The 3651-nt window shown below is 62.9% G+C and carries 1 protein-coding gene; it reads right to left on the bottom strand.

The genetic code is table 11. The annotated features are described in order from the left end of the window. Positions 1 to 3651: hemagglutinin repeat-containing protein (locus tag AZ34_RS02495; protein ID WP_035604443.1), on the bottom strand; the 3651-nt coding region annotated here is incomplete at both ends.

The following is a 3651-nucleotide window of genomic DNA, read 5'->3' as shown; positions in this document are numbered from 1 at the left end:
ACGCTCGTACTCCTGGTCGATGCCCGCCGTCACGGCGATGTTCTCGGCCTGCAGGGTGATGTCTTGCTCGGCGTCCAGGGTCGAGGCGTGGATGTGCACCAGGCCGCCGGACTGGATCTGGATGTTCTGGCCACTGAGCTCGTTGCCCACCGTGGTCAGTGTTTCCTCGGTGCTGGTGCGGGTGGTTTTTTTCTTGTTGAAGGCACTGCCGGACTTCTTGACCGTCTTTTCGTAGCTGTAGTCACGCTCGGTGGCGGCGTACAGCAGCACATCGCCCTCGGCGGCCAGGCTCAGCGTGTCTTCCGCCGACAGGCTGGAGGCCGTGGAAACAAAGTCCCCGCCGCTGCGGATGCTCAAGTTGCCCCCTGCGTCCAGCTCGTTGCCCGTGACGGAGGTGCTGGCGTGTTCCTCCCGATTGCGCCCCGAGCGGGAAGCGCTTTCGGAACTGTCCACCACCTCGGCCAGCGTCACATTGCCCTTCGCAGCCAGGGCCATGTCGCCATCGGCCTGGAAGCTCGTGCCTTCGCTGAGCAGGTTGCCACCGGCCTTGATGGTCAGGTTGCCGTCAGACTGGATTTCATTGGTCAAGTGCCCAACTTCCTGGCTGCGCAAATTACGGCTGTTGTTTTCCGTCAGGGTCTCCAGCGCCTTGAACTCTACGTCACCACCGGCCGTCAGGCTCAGCTGATCCTGCGCGCTCAGGTTCGCCGCTGTCATGCGCACATCGCCGGCCACATTGATGTTGACCGAGCCGCCGCTGATGGTGGCCTCCCGGCCCACCAGGGTCTGGACATCGGAGCGGACTTCCTCGCGGACCTCGCCAGTCAGGGCATTGGTGCGCGATGTACGTGTCTCGTTGGCGATGCGCTGTGCCTGCGTCTCATTGATCAGGTCACCCCCCACCTCCAAGCCGAGCGCACCCCCAGCGGCGATCGCACCCCCTTGGTTGACCAAGTCGCCATCGGTGCTCAGGGCCATGTCGCCCTCAGCCCGAATATCGCCCTTGTTCAGGATCTCGCCGGCATCCACGTTCAGATTGCCGGCCTGCAGGTTGCCGTTGTTCTCCAGCTTGCCCGCGACCGTGAGCGACATGGTGCCGCCAGCGGCGATCAAGGCCCCGTCCGGGCGCAACTCCATGTCCGTGCCGTCCCCCAGATTGCCCAGGTAGACCTTGGGCACCAGGGCCTTCTGCGGGCCGTTGGCCGTCTCAAACGTCTCCCAGACCATCCAGACGATGGGTTCCTGCAGCAGGTTGATCTGTTCCGGCGACAGGGCGATGCCCATGGACAGGCTCAACGCCTTGGACTGACTCACCGCGTTCTGCATCAGCCAGACGTACTGCTCCTCCAGATCGGAGAAGCCGCCGATGTTTTGCTGCCCAGTCTGGTTCAGCAACTGATCACGCACCAACCTCTGCTCCACGAAACCATCGCCCAGGCGCTTGACGATGATGGACGGGTCATAGTCCATGTGCGCGAGCATGAAGTCCGAAGAAATGAATGCCTTGTAGCTCGTCAGGCGCGGGTCGGTCTCGACCAGGTAGGCGCTATTGGGCGCGGTGGAGGGCTTGACCAGAGCGGACGTGGGCAACTTGTACCCCTCGTCGCCCACTGCCCAGTCAGGCAGCGCAGATCCTCCATCGGAGTTGCCCGGCACCTGCGGCTGGGCCAACGCGTCCACACTCATGCCGTTCTTCAGCTCGCCCACCTGGCCCGTGAGATCCTGGCCTACCGACAAGATCGCCGAAGCAAGTGTTACCACTGTGTTCTTGGTGTCGTTGTAGCCCACGGTGTCCGTCCTGGTGCGGGTATCGTGGTCCACGCATGAGCCCAGAACTCTTCTTTTGCAGTAACGCTGGTTGTATTTAAGCGAGTCCGTTCCTGAATGGACAGTGCTGTTCACCACCTTGTAGTCCTGATGGTTCAGAACCGCACCCTCGACGTGCAGGTCGCCCCCGGCACTGATGGTCGAGTAGATGTTGTCCACCCTGCCCAGCAGCGTCAAGTCACCGCCCGACACAATCAGCCCGGCCGCGCTGTTCGCCGTCACCTCATGTGTGGTGATGGTCTCGGTGTAGCTGCGCGTGGCCGACTTGTATTTGCCCGTCGCCTCAATGGCGATGTTGTGCTGCTGGGTCGTCGTGCGGGCCTGCACTTGGAAGGTCTCGCGCACGTTACGGATGTTCGCAGCCTTTACCTTCAAATCTCCGTCCGCTTCAATGGTGGAAGAGGCATTGAGCAAGGTCTCATCCACCTCAATGTCCGCGTCGCCGAAGGACAGCACCACGCCACCAGCCGTGTTGTTGAGGGCGCGCGCCTTCAGACTCAGCGCCCCGACCGTGCCTCCGGCGATCAAGGCACCTTGGTTGTCCAAGGTACCTGCACTCTCGACACTCAGGGTCTTGTCCGCGTACACCACAGCAGTATCGGTATTGCGGACCGATCCGGCGATGATGCTGGCATCGGTGGCCTGGACGACACCCTCGTTGCTGAACGCGCCGGCAGCGTCGATGCTCAGCGTGTCCTCGGCCAACAAGATGCCCTTGCCGCCATTGCTGACGGTGGCCGCCGTCAAGTTCACATGACGTCCACCGGTCACACCGGTGTTCTCCAGCGCTGAATCCGTCTGAAGCGTCAGCACCCCCGCGCTGGCTTGCGTGGTCCCTGTCAGAGTGAGCGTGCCTGTGGCACTCAGGCTCAAGTTCTGAGCCGCCGCCATCTTCCCGTCGTTGAGCAGACTGCCAGCGCTGTTGATGTCGAGAGATTGGCTCGCGGCCACGATACCGCTGCCCGCGTTACTGAACTGGCCCGCAGTTATGGTGGCGTTCGCCGCCTGCACACGACCCGCGTTCGCGAATTGCTGCGCCGTGGTGATGTTCAGCGCCTGCTGGGCCAGCAGCACGGCATTCGCCGCGTTGTCGACGGAGGCCGCGTTAATGTTGGCATGGCCCGCCTGCACACGGCCTGAATTGTTCAGCGTTTGCGTGGTCGTGATGTCCAGTTGCTGACTGGCCGCGATGACTCCGCTCTGGGCGTTTCGGAGAGACCCGGTCTGAATGCGCGTGTTCGCAGCCTGCAACCGTCCATCGTTGTCCAGCTGCTGTGCGACGGTGATGTCCAGGCCTTGCTCGGCAGTCATTGCGGCGCCGGACGCATTGCGCAAAGCAGCGGCGCTGATGCTGGCGTTCTTGCCGCTGGCGATCGTTCCCTTGTTGTCCAGCACGTCGCTGGTCTGGATCGTCAACTGCCCTTGCGTGGCCTGCACCAGCCCGGAATGGGTGATGCGCCCATCCGCCGCCAGCGTGAAGTCTTTGTCGGCGATCATCTGGCCCTGGCTGTTGACGCCAAAGCCCTTCTCCGTGCCCACGATGCGGATCACGTTGGCGTACATGCCGCCGATGGCCGAGACGTCCAAGGCGATGCCGGTTGCAGCGGGGTCTGTTCCAGCCAAGGGTGTCGCGGCCAATGTGGCGTGGTCCACCGTGTTGCGCCCCGTCACCAGGTTGAGCTGTTTGGCCCACAGTTCGCCGTTGATGCGGATGGTGCGGCTCAGCAGATCGAGCTGGTCCACATTGGACGCGTTCAGGCCCTGGCCTTCGATGGCGATCTGCCCACCTTCCACCCGGAAGCCCGTGAGGCCGCCGTTGGCGTT

The sequence above is a fragment of the Hylemonella gracilis str. Niagara R genome, from assembly GCF_000600295.1.
Lineage (GTDB): Bacteria > Pseudomonadota > Gammaproteobacteria > Burkholderiales > Burkholderiaceae_C > Hylemonella > Hylemonella gracilis_A.
Note: the sequence above shows the minus strand (reverse complement) of the source record. Positions and strands in the feature narration are given on the sequence as shown.